Annotated in this window: 28 protein-coding genes and 1 tRNA gene; 18 read left to right on the forward strand and 11 right to left on the reverse strand. The window is 62.7% G+C overall.

Annotation, left to right across the window (positions count from 1 at the left end; translation table 11 throughout):
- Window position 1 precedes the first annotated feature (1 nt).
- Genes ybgC through BLT66_RS05870 form a run of 6 tightly spaced genes read left to right on the forward strand, consistent with a single transcriptional unit; the run spans window position 2 to window position 3,770 of the window.
- The gene (gene ybgC / locus BLT66_RS05845; RefSeq protein WP_092756584.1) at window positions 2-406 is read left to right on the forward strand and encodes a tol-pal system-associated acyl-CoA thioesterase; all 405 of its coding nucleotides are present in this window, start codon (window positions 2-4) and stop codon (window positions 404-406) included.
- Window positions 403-1,113: a protein TolQ gene (gene tolQ, locus BLT66_RS05850; RefSeq protein ID WP_092756586.1), complete on the forward strand. Its 711-nt coding sequence runs from the start codon at window positions 403-405 to the stop codon at window positions 1,111-1,113. The genes ybgC and tolQ overlap by 4 nt, the downstream gene beginning before the upstream one ends.
- A 5-nt stretch (window positions 1,114-1,118) precedes the next feature.
- Window positions 1,119-1,538, forward strand: a complete 420-nt coding sequence (locus BLT66_RS05855) for a biopolymer transporter ExbD (protein ID WP_092756588.1) — start codon at window positions 1,119-1,121, stop codon at window positions 1,536-1,538.
- Between the two features lie 7 nt (window positions 1,539-1,545).
- Window positions 1,546-2,505: a cell envelope integrity protein TolA gene (tolA, locus tag BLT66_RS05860; RefSeq protein WP_092756590.1), complete on the forward strand. Its 960-nt coding sequence runs from the start codon at window positions 1,546-1,548 to the stop codon at window positions 2,503-2,505.
- A gap of 13 nt (window positions 2,506-2,518) precedes the next feature.
- The gene (locus BLT66_RS05865; protein WP_092756592.1) at window positions 2,519-3,214 is read left to right on the forward strand and encodes a fumarylacetoacetate hydrolase family protein; all 696 of its coding nucleotides are present in this window, start codon (window positions 2,519-2,521) and stop codon (window positions 3,212-3,214) included.
- Between the two features lie 7 nt (window positions 3,215-3,221).
- Window positions 3,222-3,770: an NUDIX hydrolase gene (locus BLT66_RS05870; protein WP_092756594.1), complete on the forward strand. Its 549-nt coding sequence runs from the start codon at window positions 3,222-3,224 to the stop codon at window positions 3,768-3,770.
- Here the strand turns inward: BLT66_RS05870 and BLT66_RS05875 are convergent.
- Entirely contained in the window at window positions 3,767-4,342 is a 576-nt protein-coding gene (locus tag BLT66_RS05875) for a lytic transglycosylase domain-containing protein (protein ID WP_369821583.1), read from the reverse strand. The two genes, BLT66_RS05870 and BLT66_RS05875, sit on opposite strands and share 4 nt — an antisense overlap.
- Window positions 4,343-4,400: 58 nt before the next feature.
- A complete protein-coding gene (locus tag BLT66_RS05880; RefSeq protein ID WP_092756596.1) occupies window positions 4,401-6,158 on the reverse strand; it encodes a proline--tRNA ligase in 1,758 nt (585 codons plus the stop codon).
- 102 nt (window positions 6,159-6,260) lie between these two features.
- Between BLT66_RS05880 and BLT66_RS05885 the strand changes: the two genes are divergently transcribed.
- Complete coding sequence (locus tag BLT66_RS05885; RefSeq protein ID WP_092756598.1) at window positions 6,261-6,890, forward strand: RNA pyrophosphohydrolase; 630 nt, start codon at window positions 6,261-6,263, stop codon at window positions 6,888-6,890.
- A gap of 37 nt (window positions 6,891-6,927) precedes the next feature.
- On the opposite strand, the gene proB is transcribed toward BLT66_RS05885, so the two are convergent.
- The 4 genes from proB to rplU form a co-directional block, all read right to left on the reverse strand.
- Window positions 6,928-8,091 (reverse strand): glutamate 5-kinase, encoded by a 1,164-nt coding sequence (gene proB, locus BLT66_RS05890; protein WP_092756600.1) that lies wholly within the window; start codon window positions 8,089-8,091, stop codon window positions 6,928-6,930.
- A 53-nt stretch (window positions 8,092-8,144) separates the two neighbouring features.
- Window positions 8,145-9,221: an Obg family GTPase CgtA gene (gene cgtA, locus BLT66_RS05895; protein WP_092756602.1), complete on the reverse strand. Its 1,077-nt coding sequence runs from the start codon at window positions 9,219-9,221 to the stop codon at window positions 8,145-8,147.
- Between the two features lie 146 nt (window positions 9,222-9,367).
- Entirely contained in the window at window positions 9,368-9,628 is a 261-nt protein-coding gene (gene rpmA / locus BLT66_RS05900) for a 50S ribosomal protein L27 (RefSeq protein ID WP_092756604.1), read from the reverse strand.
- A 12-nt stretch (window positions 9,629-9,640) separates the two neighbouring features.
- The gene (gene rplU / locus BLT66_RS05905) at window positions 9,641-9,952 is read right to left on the reverse strand and encodes a 50S ribosomal protein L21 (protein ID WP_092756606.1); all 312 of its coding nucleotides are present in this window, start codon (window positions 9,950-9,952) and stop codon (window positions 9,641-9,643) included.
- A gap of 148 nt (window positions 9,953-10,100) precedes the next feature.
- Here rplU and BLT66_RS05910 point away from each other — a divergent pair, with 148 nt between their 5' ends.
- Window positions 10,101-11,084, forward strand: coding sequence for a polyprenyl synthetase family protein (locus tag BLT66_RS05910; RefSeq protein WP_255406784.1), 984 nt, complete (start codon window positions 10,101-10,103; stop codon window positions 11,082-11,084).
- A 16-nt stretch (window positions 11,085-11,100) separates the two neighbouring features.
- Window positions 11,101-11,177 (forward strand) — tRNA-Pro (locus BLT66_RS05915).
- Between the two features lie 43 nt (window positions 11,178-11,220).
- Here the strand turns inward: BLT66_RS05915 and BLT66_RS05920 are convergent.
- The 4 genes from BLT66_RS05920 to BLT66_RS05935 form a co-directional block, all read right to left on the reverse strand.
- Window positions 11,221-11,937, reverse strand: a complete 717-nt coding sequence (locus BLT66_RS05920; protein ID WP_092756610.1) for an LrgB family protein — start codon at window positions 11,935-11,937, stop codon at window positions 11,221-11,223.
- Entirely contained in the window at window positions 11,930-12,295 is a 366-nt protein-coding gene (locus BLT66_RS05925; protein WP_092756612.1) for a CidA/LrgA family protein, read from the reverse strand. The genes BLT66_RS05920 and BLT66_RS05925 overlap by 8 nt, the downstream gene beginning before the upstream one ends.
- Before the next feature lie 89 nt (window positions 12,296-12,384).
- The gene (locus tag BLT66_RS05930; protein WP_092756614.1) at window positions 12,385-13,725 is read right to left on the reverse strand and encodes a sigma-54 interaction domain-containing protein; all 1,341 of its coding nucleotides are present in this window, start codon (window positions 13,723-13,725) and stop codon (window positions 12,385-12,387) included.
- An 11-nt stretch (window positions 13,726-13,736) separates the two neighbouring features.
- Entirely contained in the window at window positions 13,737-15,029 is a 1,293-nt protein-coding gene (locus tag BLT66_RS05935; protein ID WP_092756616.1) for an acetate kinase, read from the reverse strand.
- Between the two features lie 604 nt (window positions 15,030-15,633).
- On the opposite strand from BLT66_RS05935, the gene BLT66_RS05940 reads away from it, so the two are divergent.
- The 4 genes from BLT66_RS05940 (at window position 15,634) to BLT66_RS05955 (ending at window position 18,575) form a co-directional block, all read left to right on the forward strand.
- On the forward strand, window positions 15,634-16,890 hold the full coding sequence (locus tag BLT66_RS05940; RefSeq protein WP_092756618.1) for a hypothetical protein: 1,257 nt from the start codon (window positions 15,634-15,636) through the stop codon (window positions 16,888-16,890).
- Between the two features lie 104 nt (window positions 16,891-16,994).
- On the forward strand, window positions 16,995-17,348 hold the full coding sequence (locus BLT66_RS05945) for a hypothetical protein (RefSeq protein WP_255406785.1): 354 nt from the start codon (window positions 16,995-16,997) through the stop codon (window positions 17,346-17,348).
- A 10-nt stretch (window positions 17,349-17,358) separates the two neighbouring features.
- A complete protein-coding gene (locus BLT66_RS05950) occupies window positions 17,359-18,039 on the forward strand; it encodes a C39 family peptidase (RefSeq protein ID WP_092756620.1) in 681 nt (226 codons plus the stop codon).
- On the forward strand, window positions 18,039-18,575 hold the full coding sequence (locus BLT66_RS05955; RefSeq protein WP_143029148.1) for a hypothetical protein: 537 nt from the start codon (window positions 18,039-18,041) through the stop codon (window positions 18,573-18,575). Before BLT66_RS05950 ends, BLT66_RS05955 begins: the two co-directional genes overlap by 1 nt.
- Window positions 18,576-18,674: 99 nt before the next feature.
- Here the strand turns inward: BLT66_RS05955 and BLT66_RS05960 are convergent, their stop codons facing one another.
- A complete protein-coding gene (locus BLT66_RS05960) occupies window positions 18,675-19,592 on the reverse strand; it encodes a LysR family transcriptional regulator (protein WP_092756624.1) in 918 nt (305 codons plus the stop codon).
- A 129-nt stretch (window positions 19,593-19,721) separates the two neighbouring features.
- On the opposite strand from BLT66_RS05960, the gene BLT66_RS05965 reads away from it, so the two are divergent.
- The 5 genes from BLT66_RS05965 to hppD all read left to right on the forward strand — a co-directional run bounded on the left by BLT66_RS05965 (window position 19,722) and on the right by hppD (window position 24,522).
- Window positions 19,722-20,654: a hydroxymethylglutaryl-CoA lyase gene (locus tag BLT66_RS05965; protein ID WP_092756626.1), complete on the forward strand. Its 933-nt coding sequence runs from the start codon at window positions 19,722-19,724 to the stop codon at window positions 20,652-20,654.
- Window positions 20,651-21,784 (forward strand): CaiB/BaiF CoA transferase family protein, encoded by a 1,134-nt coding sequence (locus tag BLT66_RS05970; RefSeq protein ID WP_092756628.1) that lies wholly within the window; start codon window positions 20,651-20,653, stop codon window positions 21,782-21,784. The genes BLT66_RS05965 and BLT66_RS05970 overlap by 4 nt, the downstream gene beginning before the upstream one ends.
- A 34-nt stretch (window positions 21,785-21,818) precedes the next feature.
- Window positions 21,819-22,796, forward strand: a complete 978-nt coding sequence (locus tag BLT66_RS05975) for a Bug family tripartite tricarboxylate transporter substrate binding protein (RefSeq protein ID WP_092756630.1) — start codon at window positions 21,819-21,821, stop codon at window positions 22,794-22,796.
- 15 nt (window positions 22,797-22,811) lie between these two features.
- A complete protein-coding gene (locus BLT66_RS05980) occupies window positions 22,812-23,336 on the forward strand; it encodes a gamma carbonic anhydrase family protein (RefSeq protein WP_092756632.1) in 525 nt (174 codons plus the stop codon).
- Window positions 23,337-23,445: 109 nt separating this feature from the next.
- Window positions 23,446-24,522, forward strand: a complete 1,077-nt coding sequence (hppD, locus tag BLT66_RS05985) for a 4-hydroxyphenylpyruvate dioxygenase (protein ID WP_176954977.1) — start codon at window positions 23,446-23,448, stop codon at window positions 24,520-24,522.
- Window positions 24,523-24,549: the final 27 nt, after the last annotated feature.

The raw sequence follows: 24,549 nt of genomic DNA on the forward strand, positions 1-24,549 counted from the left end.
CATGGAAGCCAACACCATCTTCACCCTGCCCGTCCGCGTCTACTGGGAAGACACCGACGCGGGCGGCATCGTCTTCTACGCCAACTATCTGAAGTTTTTTGAACGTGCCCGCACCGAATGGCTGCGCTCGCTGGGCATACAGCAGCGCGACCTGAAGGAAACCAGCGGCGGCATGTTCGTGGTGGCCGAAACTACCGTGAAGTACCTGCGCTCGGCCCGGCTGGACGACCAACTTCTGGTTACCGCCCAACTGGAACAAATCGGCCGCTCCACACTCACAATCAAGCAGCAAGCGCTGTGCGGTGACACCGTGCTGTGCGAAGGCAGTATCCGTATCTGCTGGGTACAGGCCGAGACCCTCAAGTCCAGCCGCATCCCGTCCAACCTTTTAGAAATTTTGCAATGACACAAGACTTGTCGATCTGGACCATGGTGTTGAACGCCAGCATCGTGGTGCAACTGGTGATGCTGCTGCTGGTCACCGTTTCCATCGCCAGCTGGGCGGCGATCTTTCGCAAGCTGTTCGCGCTTGGCAAGGTGAAGGCGCTGAACGAAACCTTCGAGCGCGATTTCTGGTCGGGCACCAGCCTGAACGACTTGTACTTGGGCGCCGCCAAGAATGCCCATGACGCTGGCCCGATGGAACGGATTTTTGCCAGCGGCATGCGCGAATACCAAAAACTGCGCGAGCGCCGCATCGCCGACACCAGCACCTTGATGGACGGCGCCCGCCGCGCCATGCGCGCCAGCTACCAGCGCGAGATGGACGTGATCGAGTCCAGCCTGTCCTTCCTGGCGTCGGTCGGCTCGGTATCGCCGTATGTCGGCCTGTTCGGCACGGTCTGGGGCATCATGCATGCGTTTACCGGCCTAGCCAGCATGACGCAAGTAACCCTCGCCACCGTGGCCCCCGGTATTGCCGAGGCGCTGGTGGCCACCGCCATCGGCCTGTTCTCGGCCATCCCCGCGGTAGTGGCCTACAACCGGTTTGCGCGCGATATCGACCGCACGGCCATCCGTCTGGAAACCTTCATCGAAGAGTTTTCCAATATCTTGCAGCGTAACGTGGCGGCGCAGACTCCGGCTGGGCCTGCTACGGCCGCGGCCCGGTAAGCGCCATGCCAGGCATGGTTTCCCGGGGCCGCGGACGGCGCACCATCAACGAGATCAACATGGTGCCCTTCATCGACGTGATGCTGGTGCTGCTGATCATCTTCATGGTGACCGCGCCCATGATCAGCCCCAGCGTGGTCGATCTGCCCAGCGTCGGCAAGGCCGGCAAGCAGCCCGACAAGGTGATACAGATCGTCATCGCCAAAGACGAGACGCTGGAACTCAAACTGCAAAGCAAAACCACCAAGCTCGGCAACCGCGATGTGGCCAGCGCCGTAAAAACCGCGCAGGGCGGCGACGCTGCCATGCCCGTGGTCATCAGCGCCGACCGCACGGTCAAATACGAGTCGGTGGTAAAGGTGATGGACACCTTGCAGCGCGCAGGCATACAGCGCGTCGGCCTGTCGGTCCAACTGGGCAACTAGAGCCACCATGCACGCCGCACCCGACAGCATCAGCCTCGCCCCACCCCAGCCGCCCGGCATGGTGCGGGCGTTCGGCCTGGCCCTGCTGGCGCACGCACTGCTGCTGGTCGCCCTGACCTGGAGCGTCAACTGGAAGCAGACCGAGAGCGCCACGGTAGAGGCCGAGATCTGGTCGTCCATTCCGCAGCAAGCCGCACCCAAAGCCGTGGAGGAGCCACCACCGCCGCCCCCACCGCCCGCGGAGGAAACCCGCCCGCCTCCCAAGCCGGTAGAAAAAGTCCAGCCGCCGCCCGCTCCCGAAGTCAAGGATGCCGACATCGCCCTCGAGCGCGCCAAGAAGAAACGCGAAGCCGAGAAGCTTGAACAAGCCCAACAAGAAAAGCTGGACAAAGCCAAGCGTGAGAAAGCCAAGATCGAAAAGGACAAGCAGGACGCCCTGAAGGCCCAGAAAGCCGAGGAAGAAGCCGACAAGAAGCGCGCCGAAGACAAGCGCGCCAAAGAAAAAAAAGCCGCCCAGGACAAGCAGGCGGCTCTGGACGCCCAACGGGATGAAACCCGCCGCGACGAAACCCGCAAAGCCCAGGCCGAAGCCAAGGCGCTGGCCGCCCAGCGCGAAGCCAATCTGAAGCGCATGGCGGGTCTGGCAGGTGCCACCGGGGGTGCGAACGCGACCGGCAGCGCGCTGCAGTCCGCGGGCCCATCCAGCGGCTACGGCGGCCGGGTCACCGCCAAGGTCCGGCCGAATATCGTATTCCCGGACAGCATTGATGGCAACCCGATGGCAGATGTAGAGGTACGCTCCGCACCTGATGGCACCATTCTCAGCCGGAAACTGGTCAAATCCAGTGGCAACAAGGCCTGGGACGATGCCGTACTCAAGGCCATCGACAAAACCGAAACCATGCCGCGTGATACCGATGGCCGTGTGCCCTCGCCATTGACGATTGGCTTCAGACCCAAAGACTAACCTTAAGAAACCCATGCAATACGTGATCGCGCCCCCTGCAGTTGTCTCCGTACCCGTAGTCGGCCAAGCCGCCCGCTTCCCGGTACACCGCATCTACTGTGTAGGCCGCAATTACGCCGAGCATGCCAAGGAAATGGGCTTTACCGGCCGCGAGCCGCCGTTCTTCTTCATGAAGCCGGCCGACGCCGTGGTGGCAGTGGAAGCCGGAAACACCGGCAGCGTGGCCTACCCGTCCCTGACCGGCAACCTGCACCACGAGGTCGAGCTGGTGGTGGCCATCGGTACCGGCGGCAAAAATATCTCCGCCGCCAACGCCCACCAGCACATCTACGGCTTTGCCGTCGGCCTGGACATGACGCGCCGCGACCTGCAAAACGAGATGAAGAAGCAAGGCCGACCCTGGTGCATAGGCAAGGGCTTCGAGCAGTCTGCCCCCATCGGCCCCATCACCCCCCTCGCCCAGGCCGCTGGCGTGGAGCAGGCCGAAATCGCCTTGCAGGTCAACGGCCAAGACCGCCAGCGCAGCACCGTAGCCCAACTGATCTGGAGCATTGCCGAAACCATCGAGCATCTGTCGGCCGCCTGGGAACTTCAGCCCGGTGACCTGATTTACTCGGGCACGCCCGAAGGCGTGGGCGCCGTGGTGCCGGGCGACACCTTGGTGGGCAGCGTGGAGGGCCTGGTTCCCCTGTCGATCCGCATCGCCTGAACCGCGTATGAATTTGCGCACCCCCATCAAGCACTGCAGAAACTGCGGCGCAGCCGTGGTTTACCGGATACCGGATGACGGCGACACCAAGCTACGCGCCATCTGCCCCGCCTGCCAGACCGTGCACTACGAAAACCCGATCAACGTGGTAGGCACCGTGCCCTACTGGGGTGACCGGGTGCTGCTGTGCAAGCGCAATATCGAGCCGCGTTTTGGCAAATGGACACTGCCGGCCGGCTTCATGGAGCTGGGCGAAAGCCCGGCCGAAGGCGCGGCCCGCGAGACCGTCGAGGAAGCCGGTGCCCAGTTCGAAATGGAAGAACTATTCACCGTGATGAGCGTTCTGCACGTGGGCCAGGTGCATTTGTACTACCGCGCCCGGCTGCTCAGCGAGGTGTTCGACCCGGGCTTTGAAACCATTGAGGCCCGGTTGTTCACCGAGGCTGAGATACCGTGGGACGAAATCGCCTTTCGCACTGTTTCGCAGACCCTTCAGCACTATTTTGCCGACCGCCGTACCGGCCAGTTTGCCCTGCACCACGCCAGCATCGTCTAGGCTGGAACTATCCAGTTCTTGCGCGCGGCCAGCACCGCATCGGGGTACGGCGCCTTGCCGCGCGAGCCGTTGTAGCGGCCCAGGCCCAAGAACAGGTCGCCATTCTCGCGGTCCAGGTAGTGGCGCAGTATCACGCAGCCAAAGCGCAGATTGGTCTGCATATGGAACAGCTTGCCCGGATCGCCATCGCCCAGCACCCGGGTCCAGAACGGCATCACCTGGGTATAGCCGCGCGCACCCACGCTGCTGACGGCAAATTTACGGAAGTTGCTCTCGACCTGAATCAGGCCCAGCACCAGCGAAGTGTCCAGGCCCGCACGCTTGCTCTCGTACCAGACGGTTTCCAGGAATTCCTTGCGCACCGGCCAATCCGGCTTTTTGGGCCTCAGGCGGTCGCTCATGGCACCCAGCCAGCGCAAATACGCCAGCCGCGCTTCAGTAGAGGAAAACTCGGGTACCGGTGGCGCGGCGTTGTGCACCGCTGAACTCAGGGCGCCGCGCACTGCATCGGCCAGCGGCTCCTCTACTTGGCCGCCGGCATGCGAGTACTCTACTTTTGATAGCACCCCCAGCAAACCAGCTGTGCGCAGAAGGGCTTTTCTTCTTGTAAAACTGCGCACCTCCACGGCATCAGGCTCCGGTGCTGGCCCCAAGGCGGGACTGCACAAAGGCAAACACCTCGGCCACCGCCACCTTGGTTGCGGTGGCGTCGCGGCGGTGCTGGTATTCCACCTGGCCGTCTTTCAGGCCCTTGTCGCCCACGGTCACGCGGTGCGGCACGCCGATCAGCTCCCAGTCGGCAAACATGGCGCCTGGGCGCTCGCCCCGGTCGTCCAGGATCACGTCCACGCCTGCCGCCAGCAGTTCAGCGTACAACGTGTCCGCCGCCGCCTTGACATCCGGGCTGCGGTCCGGGCTGATGGGGCAGACCACCACCGTGAACGGTGCCAACGCATCCGGCCAGATGATGCCGCGCGCATCGTGGTTCTGCTCGATCGCGGCAGCCGGCAAGCGGGTGATGCCGATACCGTAGCAGCCCATTTCCATGAACTGCGGCTTGCCGTTCACGTCCAGGAAGGTGGCGTTCATCGCCCGGCTGTACTTGGTGCCCAGGTAGAACACATGGCCGATCTCGATACCGCGTTCGATGGCCAGCACGCCTTTGCCATCGGGCGATGGATCGCCTTCGACGATGTTGCGCAGATCGGCGATCAGGTCGGGCTCGGGCAAGTCCCGACCCCAGTTGGCGCCGGTGTAGTGGTAGTCGGCCTCGTTGGCACCGCAGACCCAGTCGGACATGACTGCGACTTCGCGGTCCACCACCAACTTGACCGGCAGCTTGGTCTGCACCGGGCCCAGGTAGCCGGGCAGGCAGCCAAAATGCGCGTCGATTTCTTCAATCGTGGCGAAACGGAAGCCGTTTTCCAGGCCGGGCACCTTGCCGACCTTGATTTCGTTCATCGAGTGGTCGCCGCGCAGCAGCAGCAGCCAGACTTGCGTCTTGATGACCTCGCCCTTCTCATTGGTCTGCTCGGTCGCCAACACCAGCGACTTCACCGAACTCTGCAGCGGCAGCTTCAGGTAGTCGGCCACATCGGCGCAGGTGCTTTTGCCGGGCGTCAAGGTCTTGACCAGGGCTTGGCTAGCGTCTTTGCGTGGAGCCTGGGGCGCCAGCGCCTCGGCTTTTTCCATGTTCGCCGCATAGTCGCTGTCCGGGCAGTAGACGATGGCGTCTTCGCCGGTCGCCGCAATCACCTGGAACTCTTCGCTCAGGTCGCCGCCAATCGCGCCGCTGTCGGCCGCCACGGCACGGTAGGTTAAGCCAAAGCGGTCGAAAATCTTGCGATAGGCCTGGGCCATCACTTGGTAGCTGGCCTTGGCAGCATCCTGGTCGCGGTCGAAGCTGTAGGCGTCCTTCATGGTGAACTCACGGCCGCGCATCAGGCCGAAGCGCGGGCGGCGCTCGTCGCGGAACTTGGTCTGGATCTGGTACAGGTTCTTCGGCAGTTGCTTGTAGCTGCGGAATTCCTGCCGGGCAATGTCAGTCACCACTTCTTCGCTGGTCGGCTGTACCACGTAGTCGCGCTCATGGCGGTCCTTGATGCGCAGCAGCTCAGGGCCCATCTTGTCAAAGCGGCCAGTTTCTTGCCACAGCTCGGCTGGCTGCACTACAGGCATGGCCACTTCGATAGCGCCAGCGCGGTTCATTTCTTCGCGCACGATGGCTTCGACCTTGCGGATCACGCGCAAGCCCATCGGCATATAACTATAGATGCCGGCGCCCAGCTTCTTGATCATGCCCGCCCGCGTCATGAGCTGGTGGCTGACCACCTCAGCATCGGATGGCGCTTCTTTGAGCGTGGAGATGAGGAACTGGGAGGCTTTCATGGGCTAATTTATGTACAAGTGGGTTCGGGAAACAGGCTGCGCCGCTTGATACACAGGCCACGCTGTGCATAATGGACTCAGTTTAAAAATTGGGGTTTGATTATGCTTGACCGCGAAGGCTTTAGGCCTAACGTCGGCATCATCTTGCTCAACCAGAGAAATCAGGTATTTTGGGGCAAACGCATTCGTACCCATTCCTGGCAGTTTCCACAAGGTGGCATTGACCGTGGCGAAACGCCCGAGCAAGCCATGTTCCGGGAGCTGCACGAGGAAGTAGGACTACATCCTGAGCATGTACGCGTTGTGGCCCGCACCCGTGACTGGTTGCGCTACGAGGTGCCAGACCGCTTCATCCGCAGGGATGCACGCGGTCATTACAAGGGCCAGAAACAGATCTGGTACTTGCTGCAACTGGTCGGTCACGACTGGGATTTGAATCTGCGCGCCACCACCCACCCGGAGTTCGACGCCTGGCGTTGGAACGACTATTGGGTGCCGCTGGACGTGGTGGTGGAATTCAAGCGCGGCGTCTATGAAATGGCGCTCACCGAATTGGCCCGCTTTCTGCCGCGCCAGGATTACCGCAACCGTTTCTTGCGCAGCAGCATGCGTGGGCGTGAGGGCGAGCATCTCGACGGAAATTGTGATGCCGCCCAGGGCGCGCATTTCGAGCTGCCGCCTGGTGCCACGTTTGACCCGGACCCTCAGCTCAGCCACCCTGCTGCAAATTGAGCATAGCGGGCGCCCTGTGCACTCGCCCTTAGCCCTGCTACCGCGACAAGACCAGATTGTCGCGGTGCACCATCTCCGCTTCGGCCACGTAACCCAGCAGGTTTTCGATCTCGCTGGACGGCTTGCGGCACAGCAAGCGGGCTTCTGCGCTCGCGTAGTTCGCCAGGCCTCGGCCAATGGCCACGCCGGTGGCATCGCGGATGGCGATCACATCGCCGCGCGAAAAATCACCCTCAACCTGTGTCATGCCAATAGGCAGCAGGCTTTTGCCGCCATCGCGCACCTTGGCAGCGGCACCGGCATCTACGGTCACGGCGCCACGCAATTGCAGATGGTCGGCCATCCACTGTTTGCGGGCCTGGGTTTTCTGGGTTTGTGCCACCAGCAAGGTGCCGATAGCTTCACCGCGCGACAAGCGCACCAGGGCGTCGGGCTCACGGCCCCAGGCGATCACGGTGGACGCACCCGAGCCCGCAGCCCGCTTGGCGGCCAGGATCTTGGTGATCATGCCGCCGCGCCCCAGGCTAGAGCCCGCACCGCCGGCCATGGCTTCCAGTGCCGGATCGCCTGCATGGGCTTCGTGCACAAAGGTCGCCGTCGCATCCTTGCGCGGGTCAGCAGTGAACAAGCCCTTCTGGTCGGTCAGGATCACCAGCGCATCTGCTTCGACCAAATTGGCCACCAGCGCACCTAGGGTGTCGTTATCACCAAACTTGATTTCGTCGTTGACGACGGTGTCGTTCTCGTTGATCACCGGCACCACGCCGTGCTGCAGGAGGGTCAGCAAGGTGGAGCGGGCGTTGAGGTAGCGTTCACGGTCGGCCAGGTCGGCATGGGTCAGCAAAACCTGGGCGCTGCCCAGGCCGTTTTCACGCAGCTTGGTTTCGTACATCTGGGCCAGCCCCATTTGGCCCACGGCGGCTGCGGCCTGCAACTCGTGCACGGCGCGTGGCCGGGTGGTCCAGCCCAGGCGCTTCATGCCCTCGGCGATGGCGCCGCTGGACACCATGATGACCTCGCGGGGACGCAAAGCCTGGCTGGAATCCTCCAGACCTTTGACCAGTACCGCCAGCTGGCGGCACCATTCGCCGATGGCCTCTTCGTCCAGCCCTCGGCCCTCGTTGGTGACCAAGCTGGAGCCTACTTTGACCACGATGCGCCGGGCATCCCGCAATACCGTTGAAGCAAAAATTTGAGTCATTTAGGCCTGTGGCGCTTATTCAATAAGCGCAAGCAGCTATTATTTATGTAGCACTATGCAGCAGATGGATCTACCGGGAGAAAACGAGGATCGACTTCCACCGGCGTCTGCTCGGCCAGCTGTTCGGCCTTCACATGCTGGTAAATCGCTTTCACCAGCGGTTCGCAGCCTTCGCGGGTCAGCGCCGAGATTTCAAACACCGGACCCTTGAACTTGAAGCGCTTGATGAAATCCTTCACCAAGGCCGCCCGCTTGTCAGTTTCCGCCATGTCGAGCTTGTTCAGCACCAGCCAGCGCGGCTTTTTATACAGCGCATCATCGTACTTTTTCAGTTCGCCGACGATGGCCTTGGCCTGCGCCACGGGGTCGATGGAATCGTCAAACGGCACCATATCCACCACATGCAGCAGCAAACGGGTGCGCTGCAAATGGCGCAAGAACAAATGCCCGAGGCCGGCGCCTTCGGCGGCGCCTTCGATCAGACCCGGCAGGTCGGCGACCACAAAGCTCTGCTCGGGGCCGACGCGCACCACACCCAGATTCGGGTGCAAGGTGGTGAACGGGTAGTCGGCAATGCGTGGCCGGGCATTGGAAATCGCCGTGATAAAGGTGGATTTGCCGGCATTGGGCATGCCCAACAAGCCGACGTCGGCCAGCACCCGCAGCTCCAGCTTCAGGCTGCGCTTTTCGCCAGGCCAGCCTGGGGTCTTCTGGCGGGGTGCGCGGTTCACCGCGCTCTTGAAGCGCATATTGCCAAAGCCGCCATCGCCGCCCTTGGCAATGGTGATGACCTCGCCGGGCACCAGCAGTTCGAACAGTTTTTCGCCGGTTTCGGCATCGGAAATTATGGTGCCGACGGGCATTTTCAGCGTGATGTCGTCACCAGCGGCGCCAAACATGTCGGAGCCCATGCCGTGTTCGCCGCGCTTGGCATCGTGCCGGCGCGAGAACCGGAAATCGACCAAGGTATTCAGGTTGATGTCGGCCACCGCAAACACATGGCCGCCACGGCCACCGTCGCCACCATTCGGGCCACCGAATTCCTTGTACTTTTCGTGACGAAACGACACGCACCCGGCTCCGCCATCGCCTGCGGAGATGTCAATGTAGGCTTCGTCAACGAACTTCATACCGATTCCAGTTCCAAAATTATCCCGAAATAGCTTTTCAGGTTTGGGAGCAAAGCCTCCAAACCTGAAAAGCCCGGTCCCTAAAACACCGAAGCCCCGACGAGGCGGGGCTTCGGGGGGATCAAAGCGATCTATCCAACCAAGGCTTAGGCCGCTGGCGTGATAACCACTTGGTGCTTGTTCATCGAACCCTTGATAGCGAACGACACGTGGCCGTCAACCAAGGCGAACAAGGTGTGGTCTTTGCCCACGCCGACATTGGTGCCGGGGTGGAACTTGGTACCACGTTGGCGAACAATGATGGAGCCTGCGCTCACCAGTTCACCACCAAACGCCTTCACGCCAAGCATTTTTGGCTTGGAGTCGCGTCCATTTCGCGTAGAGCCGCCGCCTTTTTTCTGTGCCATGACCTGTGCCCGTTATGCTGCAATAGCGCCGATTTGCAGTTCGGTGAACTGCTGACGGTGCCCTTGGCGTTTCATGTAGTGCTTACGACGGCGCATTTTGAAAATGCCCACTTTGTCGTGCTTGCCGTGAGCCACTACCGTGACCGTAACCGTTGCGCCGGAAACCAAGGGGGTGCCGACCTTGATCTCGCTGCCGTTGCCGACTGCCAGAACTTGATCAAACACGATCTCTTGGCCTACGTCCGCAGCAATCTGTTCTACTTTAATTTTTTCACCGGAAGCAACACGATACTGTTTGCCACCGGTTTTTATGACCGCGTACATACTTGACCTCTTCACTAATTCTGTAGACGAATTTCCACAGAGCCCTAGATTCTAGCATTGTCTTGCACGCACCGCCAGCCACTTGGTTTTAAGCCGGCAATGCGGGGTGGCGAACTTCTTATAATTACGCAACTACCTGCTATCTATTTTGTCCGCCAACTCTTCCCGCACCGCTGCCGCCCTCGCCCTCATTGCCGATGACATGCGCGAGGTAGACCTTGTTATTGCACAGCGACTGGCATCCGGCGTGCCCCTGGTCGGTACTGTGTCGCAATACATCATTTCCGCCGGCGGCAAACGCTTGCGACCCGCCATCTTATTGCTGATGTGTGGCGCATTGGGCTACCGCGACGCGCAGCGCTTCAATATGGCCGCCGTGGTGGAATTCATCCACACAGCCACCCTATTGCATGACGATGTAGTGGACGAATCCACGCTGCGCCGCGGCCGCGCCACAGCCAACGAAGCATTTGGCAACCCGGCCAGCGTCCTGGTGGGTGACTTCCTGTACTCGCGTGCATTCCAGATGATGGTGGACGCCAAAGACATGCGCATCATGCAGATCCTGGCCGATGCGACCAATGTGATCGCTGAAGGCGAAGTCATGCAGCTGGTCAATATGCACGATGCGTCGCTCGATGAAGCCGCCTATCTGCGCGTGATCCGCTCCAAGACCGCCAAGCTGTTTGAAGCCAGCGCCCGGCTGGCTGCCATCCTGTCCCATAGTTCCCCCGAAATCGAGCAAGCCTGTGCCGACTACGGCCAAGCGCTGGGCACCGCCTTCCAGGTGATTGACGACGTGCTCGACTACGACGGCGATGCCGCCGAAATGGGTAAAAACCTGGGCGACGACCTGCGCGAAGGCAAAGCCACCTTGCCCTTGATTGCCGCCATGCAGCGCGGTACCCCAGAGCAGTGCGCCTTGATCCGCAATGCGATTGAGAACGGTGAAACCGAGCGCCTGGACGACATCATTGCCATCGTCAAAAGCACCGGTGCTTTGGACGTGACCCGACAGGCTGCGGCCGTGGAAGCGCGGCGCGCAGTGGCCGCCACGCAGCACTTCCAGCCCAATCCCTATACAGAGGGATTGCTACAATTGGCAGCCCAATTATTGGAGCGCCGTTCTTAAGCTAATGGCTTTCAAACGGGGTGTAGCTTAGTCAGGTAAAGCGCTACGTTCGGGACGTAGAGACCGGAGGTTCGAATCCTCTCACCCCGACCAAATTTCGATGGTGAGCACTTCGTGTGCTGCCCTCCAAATGCGGTCACCCCCACCACCGAAACAGCAACGGCATCAGCACGGATGACAGCACCGCCTGCATCCCCAGCGCGATACCCGCATACGCCCCGGCATCTGGATGTACTTGCAAGGCTCTGGCCGCGCCAATGCCGTGCGAGGCCGTGCCCAAGGCAAAGCCGCGTACCGCCCAGGAATCTATCTTCAGCAGATTGAACAGGTACTTGCCCGACAAGGCACCGACCAGCCCTGTCAGTACGGCAAACACGGCGGCCAATGCCGGCACCCCGCCCAAACGCTCAGCGATGCCCATGGCGACGGGCGCGGTGACAGACTTGGGTGCTAGCGAGCGCAGTACCTCGTCAGGCAGTCCCAGTGCCCAAGCGATGGCCACAGCGCTGGTGGCCGCAGCCAGGCCGCCCGCCAGTACGGCCAGAGTCAGTGCCACTCCCCGTTGGCGCACTTCGGCGCGCCGCAGCCACAGCGGCCAGGCTAGCGCCACCACCGCCGGCCCCAGCAGCACGTGCACAAACTGGGCTCCCGCAAAATAAGACGGATACGGCGTGTGGGTCCACACCAGCAAACCTCCCAGCACAACCACCGACCACAGCACCGGATTCGCCCAAGGCGCACGCTGGACCCTCTCGTACACCGCCTGGACGGCTACATAAGTTAGTAAGGTGGCCGTCAAGCCAAATAGCGGCGTGGCCGACAGATAGACCCATAATTGCACAAAGTCAGTCATGCGGACCCTTCTGCAAGGCTTGCTTGCGCAGCAGCGCCTGCAGTACCCAGGCGGTTACCGCCAGGCCGATCCAGGTGGACAGCACAATCACCACCAGCAGCTGTAAGCCATACTGGGACACCAGTTGCAGATGGGTCACGACACCCACGCCGACCGGCACAAACAGCAGGGACAGATGGGCAAGCAGCAATTCAGCCATGGCCGACACAGGCTCGCGCACCCAAGTCCATCGCAAAGCAGGCAACAGCAGCACCAAGCCCACCACCGGGCCTGGAAACGGCAATCCGAACAGGCGCGTCACGCTCTCGCCCGCCGCCTGCAACAGCAGCAGAAATGCCAAGCCACGCAATGCCATCATGGATATCCTCCCCGGGGTGTTGCCACAGTCCACCCAGCATAGCGGCAAAGCAGCGGCCCAAGACAGTGGGGGGTAACGGAAAGACGGCGCTATTCAGCGCACTGGACGATGCTGTGCTTGTCCATCAGGCGGTACAAGGTCATGCGGGATATACCCAGCTCGCGTGCGGCCAAGGTCACGTTGCGGCCTACGCGGGTCAGGGTCAGGCAGATCGCATCGCGCTCGGCCAGGGTACGGGCGGCATCCAGTCCCAGCACCTCGATTCTTTCTGCCGCCTGCAAGCCTAGGTCCGCAGGGCAGATCAGTCGCTGGTCGGCCATCACGACTGCGCGCCGCACCCGGTTGTGCAGTTCGCGCACATTGCCTGGCCAGTTGTGCGCCAGCATCGCCGCGATCGCTTGCCGACGGAAGCCTTCGACCCGGGTATTGCCCTCGCCGATGCAGCAGCGCAGAAAATGCTCGGCCAGCACCGGCACGTCCTCCATGCGGCTGCGCAGCGGCGGCACCTCGATGGGCAGCACGTTTAGCCGGTAATACAGGTCTTCGCGGAAACGCCCCTTGGCCACGGCTTCAGCCAGGTCGACGTGGGACGCAGCCACCACCCGCACATCCACCGCCAAGCTGCGCACGGCGCCCACACGCGTGATGGTCTTTTCCTGCAGAAAGCGCAGCAGACTGGTTTGCAGCTCCAGCGGCAGGTCGCCAATTTCATCCAGAAAAATGGTGCCATTGTTGGCCGCTTCGATGAAGCCGTTGCGCTGGGACGAGGCCCCGGTAAAAGCGCCGCGCTCATGACCAAACAGCTCCGAATGGATCAACGAAGGCGAGATGGCGCCGCAATTGACCGCAATGAACGGCCCATCCGACCGGCGTGAATAGCGGTGGATGGCTTGCGCCGCCAACTCCTTGCCACTGCCACTTTCCCCGGCTATCAACACCGGGGCGGCCGTGACAGCCACTTTGCGTATCTGCTGGCGCAAATGCTTGATGGCCGAACCACGCCCCACCATGCCCAGCGCGCCCGCTTCATGCTCTTGGGCGTAATAGCGTTGTCGCAAGGTGGCGCGCCGCGCCGCATGCTCGAGGAACAGTGCCAGCGCCGGCCAATCCAGCGGCAAAGTCTGGTAACCAAAGAAGAAACCCAGTATCAGCTCCCGGAACTCCGACTTCTCCAGGGCCTGGCTATCGCACACCGCCACCCACTCCGACCCCTTGGACGCTTTGACGCAAGCCTCCAACGCGCCGTCGGGCACGGGGTGCCCCGCCCCCAGCACCAGCAGGCTCACCGGAAAATGCCGATGGGACTGGATACGCCCGGCCGCCAATAGGTCGGAGACCTGTTCGACCTCCCAGCCTGCGGCACGCAGATGGGACGCAACCGCGCCTGCATCGTCACCCAGACCCACGCACAGGATGTTTCGAACCGCCATGGTGAGACCTGTCAAAACGATACCGGAATCCTGACGGTCAGCGTCAAATTAGGTGTATCCGGGGTCAGGCCTGCAGCTACCGATACGTTCACCGTTGTCTTGGGGTCCACCCGGTACGAGTAGCCGAGCAGCAAGGACGCCAGCTGCGTACGGACCGAACTTGCGACCGGCGCACCGTTTTGCCGGGTTCGGGCAATCGAGTTGAGGTCCACCCCCATGCTGAAGGTGGAGCGCTCGTTCAACGCCAGGCCCATACCGAAATTGACGCCCAGCACACCGCCAGGCTTGATGGTGCCAATCAATTCGCTTTGCCCCCCCAGGACCATGCGATGCACGTTGTCACGGCCAAAATTATGGGTGTAGCTAAAGCTACCGAAGAACACCGCGGGGTCCGATGGGAGCAGCCAGGTCAGGCCGGTTTGCAACGAATAAAAACCCGAACCGGTGGGCAGCTCCAGCGGCAAACCGGTACCGGTGGTATTGCCGATGCAACGGGTCACGCAGTCGGTCACCACCTCAAAAGGATCTTTACCCGTGCGCGACTTGAAGCGCAGTGAGCCGATCATGAAGGGGAAATTGCCTTTGGGCTGGTTCAGCTGGTAGCGCGCTGCAAATTCGATATCACCCACCGACATGCCGCTGCTGTTGAAGGCCCGGTCGGATGCGGTCCCGGTAAATATCTCGCGGCTGACGGTAGAGTCCGAACGGTAGACATAAGGCACCTTGACCTCCGCCTCCAAACGGTTCGTCAGGCCCCAGCGTGCAGCGAGGGCTGCGGTCGTCACATTGCGCTTCACTTCGCGCACATCGATCAGGCCAATCAGCAGCGCCGGGATCACGGTGTACCCCACCAAGGCCACGCGGTTGCTCGACGAGTAGCCGTACTGCACCGACGGCTCCAGCACATAGTGGCCAGGCGGCGTCAGAATGCCGGGCTGGTCGAACAGCTGGGCGACTTTGGGCGGCTGCACCTCCGCGCTAGGCGCCACACCCACGCGTATCGACTGGGTACCGTCAGCGCCATCAGCGGGCTGGTTACTCGCCATCGCCGGGTTCTCGGTACGCTCATTGGCTGGGGCTTCCTGGTTGGCCCCGCCCGGCTGTCGACCCGCCTGTTCAGCCACCTGCTGTCGCAATGCCTCGATCTGTCGGCCCTGCTCGGCGACCAGCCGCTGCAGTGCCTCGATTCGCTGGTCCACCGTGCTGGACAGTGGTGTCTCCTGTGCATATGCGCTAGCACAGAGCAACGCTACGGAAGAACAGGCCAGTTGCAAGACGGGCCGATTCTGGCGGAAGACTCTCATGGACTTGCTCCTTGTAGTCAAGGCATCGCCTTGCTTTTTCTTGTGTCCTGATTTTGTATTGCCACGTACAAATTGTGTACAAACTTCACCTTCAAATTGAAACTGTACGTAAACCACTTTAAATAATTGACTGTCACACAATTGAGGCAGTCTTTTTATCTGGTTTATCACCCATCCATTGAACAACCAACGCAAGTCCTGCCCTTGCTGGCAGCGCTTGTCGAGACGTTCCGCCCGCGGCTTGTGCCGTTAACCCTGTCTCACGCATGTGACAGCAGCCGCGAGCACATCCACATATGCATGCAAAAAAGGCCTGGAAACAGCCTGGTTTACGCCGCTCGGTGCTGTAGCCCGCCACCTGGCCAGTCACGGAATCGTTACAAACCCGGCCTGCCGATCGCATCCACAAGCTTGCCAACGCCCCCATCCGCATACAGATCTGCTCCAAAAACAGTGTTTACCCGCAGAAATCGCATACAAAACTAAAGAAAAAAATGTAGGCACACAAAATGCAAATGCTGATTTGGAGTTGTGGCGCCATGGCTCGGAGCTGTGCACCGTGACTCGATTTAGGACCTTTCTACTTTCAACGTTTGGAGGATTTATGAAAACAACGCTTCTAGCTACCGCTCTCACTGCGATATTCGGGTTAAGCAATGTGGCACTGGCCAGCGACATCGACACGGATATCACGCAGCGGGCCCGCACCGGTGACAACACCAGCACAGTCACCACGACCAACACGGATACGCGGACGGATTCCAGTACGAATACCAAAACCTATACGGACACGGATACCAAGACCATCACCAAAACCAACTCCAGCACCAACTCCAAGAGCTATGCGAACAGCAGCACCAACTACCGTGACACAGGCGCTGCCCGCGCCACCGACCGGTCTGCTGCGCTGAACAACGGCTCCACAGGCACCTTTACCAATGCCTTCAATGTGGCCACCGCCACCGCCACCAGCAAGCTGGAAGGGTCTGTCTCCGGCAACCGCATCTACGGCATTGGCAACGACGCCTACAACACCGGCAATGCCAATGGCGGAAGAGCCTATGGCGGCGACGGCGGCAATGCCAAGGGCGGCTATGCATCCGGCAAGGGCAATGGCGGCAGCGGTGGCGAAGGCTACGGCGACGATGGCGGCAACGGTGGCAGGGCCTCGGTGGGCAGCGTCAGCACCAAGGCCAGCAACGGCAGTGCATCTGCAGGCAAAGGCGGCAGCGGCTGGGGTGGCAATGCCAGCGGCGGCGACCGCTCGGGCCGGGCCATTGCCAACGGCGACAACGGCGGCAGCAGCGGCAGAGCCATTGCGAATGCCAACGGCACCGGCACCGGCTCTGGTAGCAATGGCGACGGCGACACCGGCACCGCTACCGGCACAGGCACGGGTACCGGCTCAGGCGGTACCAGCACGTCCGGTGCAGGCGGCGCAGGTGGTGCAGGCGGCACCGCATCGGCCAATGCAGGCGGCAGCACCCGTACGGCCGGAGCCGGCTCTGGTGGTGCAGGCGGTGCAGCTACCAATGGCAGCGCAACCGGTGGTGCAGCCACTGGCGGCACGGCCACGGCAGGTGCCGGTGGCGCAGGCGGCGCAGGCACAGGTGGTGCCGGTGGCGCAGGCAACGGCGGCGTCAACACTGCCCAAGGCGGCACAGGCGGCGCGGGCTCTGGCGGCGTAGGCGGCGCAGGCGGAACCAACTCGGTGAACGCAGGCACGTTCAACATGTCGAACACCATGACCAGCGTTGGCCAGTCGGCCGCCGGCATCATGGTGGCCAGCCAAAACAGCGGCATTGCTTCGCTCGTTCAGCAAAGTGTGAACGTACAAGCCAACCTGAACGTGGGTCAGTAACGCGTAGCCGGTAAGGCCATGCTGTCTGTGCCCCAGGGTGCAGACGGCATGGCGGATACCGGTACACCCCACCCACTCCACCGAGAGACCGAGGGGACAATGCCATGCAATCAACAATATTCCGCTGGCCGGGCGGCTTGGCGCTGGCCTGCGCACTAGTGGCGCCGGCCCTGGCGCAAACCCAGGACACAGGCAGCACTGCGGCCCGTGCAGCCTTCAGCAAACCGGTAGCACTGGCCGAGCTGGGCAACTACCGCGGCGGCAGCCAGTTCGTCCACAACGACATCACACTGGCCGGCACCACGGCGGACAACTCCGCGCAGCAGGTGACCACCGGCAACAACGCCATCAGCTCCGGCGCCTTTGCCAATATGAGCGGCATACCGGTGGTGATCCAGAACTCTGGCGCCAACGTGCTGATACAGAACGCGGTCATCCTGCATCTGCAGATCGATTGACGGCGGCACCATGCGCAGCCTGCTGCTTTCCTTAGCGCTACTCGCCGGCACCGGCGTAGCACCGGCGCAGACTGCGCATCTGCCGTCCATGGGCGCGGGCGACTTCCGCGTACCGGTCACCAGCATCCGCGAAGCCCGCTGGGCCGGCACCCTGCTGCAGCAATACGATTTCAGCTGCGGCTCCGCAGCCCTCGCCACCCTGCTGACCCACCACTATGGCTACCCGGTCAGCGAGCAAACCGTGTTCGAAGAAATGTACGCACAGGGCGACCAGCAAAAGATCCAGCGCGAAGGCTTCTCCTTGCTCGACATGAAGCGCCTGCTGGCCAAGCTCGGCTTCGAAGCCGACGGCTTTGAGCAGCCGCTGGAGAAACTCAACGAGGCCAATGTGCCCGCCATCGTGCTGATCAACGAGAAGGGCTACCACCATTTCGTGGTGGTCAAAGGCGTGCAACCCGACCGGGTGCTGATCGGCGACCCAGCGCAAGGCACGCGGGCCGTGGCGCGCCAGGCGTTTGACGCCAGCTGGCAAAACCGCGTGCTGTTCGTCGTGCACAACCGCATGGACACGGCCCGCTTCAACCTGCAGGCCGACTGGCGCGTAGCACAGCGCGCGCCCGTCAGCGATGGGCTGAACCGCATCGGTGCTGCGGGCATCACCCTGCCCCGCCTCGGGCCTGGAGACTTCTGATGCGCGCCCCTCGCCCCATGATCTTGAGCAAGCGCGGACGCAACCTCTGCCTGTTCGCCATCCTGGCGATCCTGGCCTATTTTTCCGACCGAGCCGATGCAGGCCAACCTGCGGACAACAGCCTGTGGCGCACCGTCAGCAACAGCACCCTGGACAAACTGCGCGGCGGCTTTGACATTGGCGCGGGGCTGCAGGTCAGCTTCGGCATCACCCGCACCGTGTACATCAATGGCGCACTGATCACAGAAACTACCCTGAGCCTGGGCGAGCTGTCCCAGCTGACGCCCGCACAGGCGGCGCAGCTCAATGGCCAGATCGCCGGATTGAACCTGGTGCAGGTCGGCACGGGCAATAGCGTGCCCAACGCGGTGGCCAACCTGGGGGCGGGCACCGTCATCCAGAACACGCTGAACAACCAGCAGATCAATGTGCAGACCTTGATCAACGCCAGCTCCAACGGCCTGGGCATAGTGCGCAGCATGAACGCCCAAGGCACTATCGACGATGCCCTGGCCCGCGCGATTGCACCACGCTGAAGGCAGCGGTATCGCAACGCCTACCGCTACTATTTATATAGCTGCTCGCGCATATTAAATAAGCGCCAGAGGCACTTTTTCTATAAATTCCCCACCGCCTCAGGCCCCGCTGGCGCTGTGCGCGGCGCGCTCCACCAGATGGTCCACCATGCGCCGCACCGCCGGCTGCAGCCCATCCAGGTTCTGGAAGCACACGGCAAACTGGCGCTGGGCCCAGCTATCGGTCAACGGAATCACGTGTAGGCCCAGCAAGGCGGCAAATGGCCCGCCCACCTCCACCGGCACCACGCTGACCCCCAGGTTCGCCGCCACCCCCCGAAAAGCCGCGTCGAAGTTGGACACCACCACCCGGTACGACACGGTGCGGTCGGCCCGCGCCGCCGCCCGTTGCAGCATGGTGTGCACCGCCGTGGAGGGCGGCAAACCCACGTACTCGTAATCCAGCGTCTGCTCGAAGCGCAGGGACTTGCGCTGCGCCAGCGGATGATCAGGGTGCACGGCCAGCGCCAGCCGGTCTGTGCGGTAGGGCCGGTGCTGCAGCCCGTCCAGGTCCACGCTGTCCCAGCACACGCCCACCGACGCGCTGCCCTCGCGCACCAGGCGCACCAGGTCGCGCGACAGCCGCTCTTCGATATCCACCTTGATGTTGCGGTTGGCGGGCTCGCGCATGAACACCGCAATATCGTCCAGCAAGGACTCGGCAATCGCCGAGGCACTGGCAACCAGGCGCACATGGCCCTTCACCCCGCTGCCGAATGCCGCCACGTCGGTAGCGATGCGCTCCATGGTGAACAGCACATTGCGCGCGTGCTCCAGTAGCGTCACGCCGGCCGCCGTGGGCTGCACGCCGCGCCGGCCGCGCATCAGCAAGGGCGTGCCCAGGTCGGCCTCCAGCTGGCTGATGCGCTTGCTCACCGCCGAGGGTTCGATGTGTTCGTGCTCGGCCGCGCGGGCCATGTTCTGGTGGTCGCACACCGCCACAAACAGGCGCAGGGTCTTCAGGTCAAGGTCACGCATGGCGCCATGATGGCATGTTTTTGACATTCCAGTTTGGACACTCCGGTGTTCCAAAATGCCACTGGATAGTTTGAACGGCATGTCTAAAAATACCGCCAGAGCCAGCCTACTGGCGATTAGGAGACAACCATGCCCACCTTCCCATCCAGCGCCGTGGTCCGCGAAGTCGGTCTGCGCGATGGCCTGCAAAGCATACAAACCATCCTGCCCACGCCCCTCAAGCAGGCATGGATACGCCAGGCCTACGCTGCCGGTCAGCGCGAGATCGAAGTCGGCTCCTTCGTGCCTGCCCGGCTGCTGCCGCAGCTGGCCGACACCGCCGAGCTGCTGGCCTACGCCCAGACCCTGCCCGGCCTGCGCGCCTCGGTACTGGTGCCGAATCTGCGCGGCGCCGAGAGCGCCATCGCCCAGGCTGCGCACCTGATGATCGTGCCCTTGTCCGCCAGCCATATGCACAGCCAGGCCAACCTGCGCAAGACGCCCGACAAGGTGGTGGCCGAGGTGGCCCGCATCCGCGCGGCCCGCGATGCGGCGGGCAGCAAAACCCTGATCGAAGGCGGCGTGGGCACGGCCTTTGGCTGCACCCTGCAAGGCCGGGTTGAGCCCGCCGAAGTGCTGCGCCTGATGCAGGCCTTGCTGGACGCCGGCGCCGACCGCGTGAGCATCGCCGACACCGTGGGCTATGCCGACCCGCGCCAGGTCAGCGAACTGTTCGAGCAGGCGCTGAAGATCGCCGGCGACCGCTTTTGCTGCGGCCACTTCCACGATACCCGCGGCCTGGCGCTGGCCAATGTGTATGCCGCGCTGTCGCTGGGCGTGCAGCGCTTCGATGCCTCGCTGGCCGGCATCGGCGGCTGCCCGCACGCGCCCGGCGCCAGCGGCAATGCCGCCACCGAAGACCTGGCCTACATGCTGGCCAGCATGCGCGTGGACACCGGGATCAACCTGCAGCAACTGTTGAAACTGCGCGCCCAGGTCAGCGAATGGCTGGCCGGCGAAACCACCCACGGTGCGCTATGGCGCGCCGGCCTACCCAAAACCTTTCTGGAAACGACTGTATGACCCCCCTCCCCCTCGCGGGCATCCGCGTCATCGAATTCACCCACATGGTGATGGGCCCGACCTGCGGCATGATCCTGGCCGACCTGGGCGCCGAGGTCATCAAGATCGAGCCCCCGGGCGGCGACAAGACCCGCAATCTGCCGGGCCTGGGCATAGGCTTCTTCCGCAGCTTCAACCGCAACAAGAAAAGCGTGGTGCTGGACATCACCACGCCAGAGGGCCAGGCCACGGCCAAGGAGCTGGCGGCGCAATGCGATGTGGTGCTGGAGAACTTCCGCCCCGGCCTGATGAACAAGCTGGGCCTGAACTACGCCAGCCTGTCGACCCTTAACCCGCGGCTGATCTATGCCTCGCACAAGGGCTTCTTGCCCGGCCCCTACGAGAACCGGCTGGCGCTGGACGAGGTGGTGCAGATGATGGGCGGCCTGTCGTACATGACCGGGCCCGAAGGCCGGCCGCTGCGCGCCGGCACCTCGGTCAACGACATCATGGGCGGCATGTTTGGCGCCATCGGCATCCTGGCCGCACTGCGCGAGCGCGACAGCACCGGCAAGGGCCAGGAGATACAGAGCGCCCTGTTCGAGAACTGCGTGTTCCTCAGCGCCCAGCACATGCAGCAGTTCCTGATGACCCAGGAGCCGCCGCCGCCCATGCCCTCACGCGTCTCGGCCTGGAGCGTCTACGACGTGTTCACCCTGGCCAACGGCGAGCAGCTGTTCATAGGCGCGGTCAGCGAAAAGCAATGGCTGACCCTGTGCGATGTGCTCGAACGCCCCGATCTGGCCCGCGAACCGGCCTTCCTGACCAACGCCCAGCGCGTCGCCGTGCGCCCGGTCCTGCTGCAGCGGCTGGGCGAAATCTTGCAGCACCACGTTGCCGCCGAGCTGTCGCCCAAGCTGGAAGCGGCAGGCATTCCCTACGCGCCCATCATGCGGCCCGACCAGCTGGTCAACGACCCGCATCTCAAGGCCAGCGGCGGATTGGTACCTATGCAGACCGACGACGGCGGCAGCACCGAAGTGGTCTTGCTACCGCTGACCCTGGGTGGCCGCCGCCCCGGCGTGCGCATGCCGCTGGCGGCTATCGGCGAGCACACCAATGAAGTGCTGGGACAGCTACGCGGTCTATGAGCACATAAAAACACATGACAAAGGAGACAAACCCATGAACCCCACTCTGTCCCGCCGCGCCGCCCTGGCGCTGATCGCCTCGTCCTGCAGCCTGCCCACCTGGTCGCAAAGCGTGCCCGACAAGCCTTTGCGCGTGATTCTGCCCATAGGCGCAGGCTCGGGCGTGGATGCGATTGCACGGGCCGCGGTGTCGGCCCTCACCAAGGCCCTTGGCGGCCAGGCGGTGGTGATCGAAAACCTACCGGGTGCCGGTGGCATCACGGGCGCATCGGCGCTGGCCAAGGCCGCGCCCGACGGCCTGACCATCGGCCTGGTATCCAACAACCATGTGATCAACCCCAGCGTGTTCAAGAAGCTGCCCTACGACACCCTGGGCGACTTTACCCCCATCAGCGTGATGGGCTCAACGCCGTTCGTGCTGGTGGTGAACCCGGCCAAGGTGGCGGCCCACAACGTCAAGGAACTGGTGGCCCTGCTGAAAGCCAAGCCCGACGCCTACAACTACGCTTCCTCGGGCAATGGCACGGTGATCCACCTGGCTGGTGAGATGTTTGTCGACGAAGCCCAGGTGAAGATCCGCCACATCCCCTACAAGGGCACGGGCCCGATGGTGACCGACCTGATCGGCGGCCAGGTCGAGATGGGTGTTGTGGCCCTGCCCGCCGTACAGGCCCACCTGAAAAGCGGCGCGCTGCGGGCCATCGGCCTGTGCGGCAGCACGCGCACCCCGGCCGCCCCCGACATCCCGACGATTGCCGAGCAAGGCCTGCCCAACTACAGCATAGAAGGCTGGTTTGCAGTGGTCGGCCCGGCCAAGCTGCCCGCCGACCAGGTCAAACGCATCCACGACGCCTTTGTGGCCGCCTACACCTCACCCGAGGTCAAGGAAGCCATGGCCAAGCAAGGCAATGTGATCAACCCCACGACACCCGAAGCCGCGGTCCAGTATTTCCGTACAGAGATGGCGCGCTATGCGGTGCTGGCCAAAAAATCTGGTATCACCCTGGACTGAACTACAAGGACCACCATGCCCATCTACAGCCTAGGCCCCCACATCCCCGACATTGCCGCCAGCGCCTTCGTGGCCGCGGAAGCCACCCTCGTCGGACAGGTCAGCCTGGGCGAGCACAGCAGCGTCTGGTTTGGCGCGGTGATCCGCGCCGACAACGAACCCATCCGCATAGGCGCATCCAGCAATGTGCAGGAAGGCGCGGTGCTGCACGCCGACCCCGGCTTCCCGCTGACCGTGGGCGAACGCGTCACCGTAGGCCACCAGGCCATGCTGCACGGCTGCACCATCGGCGATGGTGCGCTGATCGGCATCCAGGCCGTGGTACTGAATGGCGCCATCATCGGCCAGCACTGCCTGGTCGGCGCCGGCGCGGTGGTCACCGAGGGCAAGGTGTTCCCCGACCGCTCGCTGATTTTGGGTGCGCCGGCCAAGGTGGTGCGCACGCTGAGCGACGAAGACGTGGCGAATCTGGAACGCGGTGCCGCCGGTTACGTGCAGCGCGCGGCCACATTCCGCACCGAGCTGAAACGCCTTGCCTAGCCAGCGCTGAAAACCTGCGCAGATACAAAAATCAGCGCAGCAAGTTGCATTAAAACTGCGCACGCTTTGCGAAATGATTGCGCCATCTATTTCTTCAAGGACACACACCGTGGCAGACCTATTCGACAACCCCATGGGCCTGATGGGCTTTGAATTCGTGGAATTCGCATCGCCCACCCCCGGCGTGCTGGAACCGGTGTTCGAACGCATGGGCTTCACCTTGGTGGCCAAGCACCGCTCCAAGGACGTGGTGCTGTACCGCCAGGGCGAGATCAACTTCATCGTCAACCGCGAACCCAAGAGCGTGGCTGGCTACTTTGCCGCCGAGCACGGCCCCAGCGCCTGCGGCATGGCCTTTCGGGTCAAGGATTCGCACCATGCCTACAAACGTGCGCTGGAACTCGGTGCCCAGCCGATCGAGCTCAACCCCGGCCCGATGGAGCTGAACCTGCCGGCCATCAAAGGCATAGGCGGCGCGCCGCTGTACCTGATCGACCGGTTTGAGGACGGCAAATCCATCTACGACATCGACTTCGACTTCATCGACGGCGTGGACCGGCATCCCGTAGGCCATGGCCTGCAGCTGATCGACCATCTGACGCACAACGTCTACCGCGGCCGCATGGCTTTCTGGGCCGGCTTCTACGAGCGCCTGTTCAACTTCCGCGAGATCCGCTTCTTCGATATCAAGGGCGAATACACCGGCCTGACCTCCAAGGCGCTGACCGCACCGGACGGCAAGATCCGCATCCCGCTGAACGAGGAGTCGCGCCAGGGCGGCGGCCAGATCGAAGAGTATTTGATGAAGTTCAACGGCGAAGGCATACAGCACATCGCCTTGATCTGCGACGACTTGCTGGGCACGGTGGACAAACTGGCCCTGGCCGGCGTGCCGCTGATGACAGCCCCCAACGAGGTGTACTACGAGATGCTCGACGGCCGCCTGCCCGGCCATGGCCAGCCGGTGGCCGAACTGCAGACCCGCGGCATCCTGATGGACGGCTCCACGGAGGGCGGCACGCCACGCCTGCTGTTGCAAATCTTCTCGCAAACCCAGCTGGGCCCGGTGTTCTTCGAGTTCATCCAGCGCAAAGGCGACGAAGGCTTTGGCGAAGGCAACTTCAAGGCGCTGTTCGAATCCATCGAGCGCGACCAGGTGCAACGCGGCGTACTGCAAACCGCTTGAGCCCTGCGGTGGTAGCCGGTTTTTTTA

It is taken from the genome of Rhodoferax sp. OV413 (assembly GCF_900104385.1).
In the GTDB taxonomy this organism is placed as follows: domain Bacteria; phylum Pseudomonadota; class Gammaproteobacteria; order Burkholderiales; family Burkholderiaceae_C; genus Rhodoferax_B.

Coding starts and splice junctions, on each gene's coding strand:
- ybgC (WP_092756584.1), top strand. CDS start 2: ATGGAAGCCAACACCATCTTCACCCTGCCCGTCCGCGTCTACTGGGAA.
- tolQ (WP_092756586.1), top strand. CDS start 403: ATGACACAAGACTTGTCGATCTGGACCATGGTGTTGAACGCCAGCATC.
- BLT66_RS05855 (WP_092756588.1), top strand. CDS start 1,119: ATGCCAGGCATGGTTTCCCGGGGCCGCGGACGGCGCACCATCAACGAG.
- tolA (WP_092756590.1), top strand. CDS start 1,546: ATGCACGCCGCACCCGACAGCATCAGCCTCGCCCCACCCCAGCCGCCC.
- BLT66_RS05865 (WP_092756592.1), top strand. CDS start 2,519: ATGCAATACGTGATCGCGCCCCCTGCAGTTGTCTCCGTACCCGTAGTC.
- BLT66_RS05870 (WP_092756594.1), top strand. CDS start 3,222: ATGAATTTGCGCACCCCCATCAAGCACTGCAGAAACTGCGGCGCAGCC.
- BLT66_RS05880 (WP_092756596.1), bottom strand. CDS start 6,158: ATGAAAGCCTCCCAGTTCCTCATCTCCACGCTCAAAGAAGCGCCATCC.
- BLT66_RS05885 (WP_092756598.1), top strand. CDS start 6,261: ATGCTTGACCGCGAAGGCTTTAGGCCTAACGTCGGCATCATCTTGCTC.
- proB (WP_092756600.1), bottom strand. CDS start 8,091: ATGACTCAAATTTTTGCTTCAACGGTATTGCGGGATGCCCGGCGCATC.
- cgtA (WP_092756602.1), bottom strand. CDS start 9,221: ATGAAGTTCGTTGACGAAGCCTACATTGACATCTCCGCAGGCGATGGC.
- rpmA (WP_092756604.1), bottom strand. CDS start 9,628: ATGGCACAGAAAAAAGGCGGCGGCTCTACGCGAAATGGACGCGACTCC.
- rplU (WP_092756606.1), bottom strand. CDS start 9,952: ATGTACGCGGTCATAAAAACCGGTGGCAAACAGTATCGTGTTGCTTCC.
- BLT66_RS05920 (WP_092756610.1), bottom strand. CDS start 11,937: ATGACTGACTTTGTGCAATTATGGGTCTATCTGTCGGCCACGCCGCTA.
- BLT66_RS05925 (WP_092756612.1), bottom strand. CDS start 12,295: ATGATGGCATTGCGTGGCTTGGCATTTCTGCTGCTGTTGCAGGCGGCG.
- BLT66_RS05930 (WP_092756614.1), bottom strand. CDS start 13,725: ATGGCGGTTCGAAACATCCTGTGCGTGGGTCTGGGTGACGATGCAGGC.
- BLT66_RS05935 (WP_092756616.1), bottom strand. CDS start 15,029: ATGAGAGTCTTCCGCCAGAATCGGCCCGTCTTGCAACTGGCCTGTTCT.
- BLT66_RS05940 (WP_092756618.1), top strand. CDS start 15,634: ATGAAAACAACGCTTCTAGCTACCGCTCTCACTGCGATATTCGGGTTA.
- BLT66_RS05945 (WP_255406785.1), top strand. CDS start 16,995: ATGCAATCAACAATATTCCGCTGGCCGGGCGGCTTGGCGCTGGCCTGC.
- BLT66_RS05950 (WP_092756620.1), top strand. CDS start 17,359: ATGCGCAGCCTGCTGCTTTCCTTAGCGCTACTCGCCGGCACCGGCGTA.
- BLT66_RS05955 (WP_143029148.1), top strand. CDS start 18,039: ATGCGCGCCCCTCGCCCCATGATCTTGAGCAAGCGCGGACGCAACCTC.
- BLT66_RS05960 (WP_092756624.1), bottom strand. CDS start 19,592: ATGCGTGACCTTGACCTGAAGACCCTGCGCCTGTTTGTGGCGGTGTGC.
- BLT66_RS05965 (WP_092756626.1), top strand. CDS start 19,722: ATGCCCACCTTCCCATCCAGCGCCGTGGTCCGCGAAGTCGGTCTGCGC.
- BLT66_RS05970 (WP_092756628.1), top strand. CDS start 20,651: ATGACCCCCCTCCCCCTCGCGGGCATCCGCGTCATCGAATTCACCCAC.
- BLT66_RS05975 (WP_092756630.1), top strand. CDS start 21,819: ATGAACCCCACTCTGTCCCGCCGCGCCGCCCTGGCGCTGATCGCCTCG.
- BLT66_RS05980 (WP_092756632.1), top strand. CDS start 22,812: ATGCCCATCTACAGCCTAGGCCCCCACATCCCCGACATTGCCGCCAGC.